A 638-nucleotide genomic window follows, 5' to 3' on the forward strand; every position below is an offset into this window, starting at 1 on the left:
CGTTAACTGCCTTCCACAATGAGTTTAAAGATAAGATCACTCGCGTGGTGTGCCCAGATACAATTTGTACGGATGGCCCAAACCAATGGGGGGCAGATCCTACTTACCGCATTAATGTGGATGAAGCTGTTACTCAGGGTGTAGAAGCAACGTTGGCGAAACCACTAACTGAGACTATCTACTTAAGCTCAAGCTATACCTTTACCGACTCGGAGCAAAAAACAGGTGAATACAAAGGCATGCCACTTCAGCAACTTCCAAAGCACCTGTTTAATGTTGATGTCACTTGGCAAACAACAGACAACCTAGAGAGCTGGACGAAAGTGACCTACCGAGGCAAAGAAATGGATCCGGTCACTGGCCCATCACGCAACAGCATCGTTGAACCTGCTTATACGTTTGTAGATGCCGGCGTAACGTATCAGTTGACGGATAACACCAAGATCAAAGGTGCGATTTACAACCTGTTCGATGAAGACATCAACTACAAAGAATATGGGTACGTCGAAGATGGACGTCGTTACTGGTTAGGGTTAGACGTAGCGTTCTAATCTCTTTCAAAGAAGGCTGGGCTATGTCCCAGCCTTTTTAAATCATGCTTTACTATGATTCATTAGGTGCGTTTTTCAGCCTTATCA

1 protein-coding gene is annotated in these 638 nt (G+C 45.0%); it reads left to right on the top strand.

What is annotated here, in order from left to right:
- Positions 1-551 (top strand): TonB-dependent receptor domain-containing protein (locus tag R7Q48_RS28330; RefSeq protein WP_318133646.1); only part of this gene is annotated, 551 nt, incomplete at its 5' end.
- Positions 552-638 lie beyond the last annotated feature (87 nt).

It is taken from the genome of Vibrio sp. 378 (assembly GCF_033339435.1).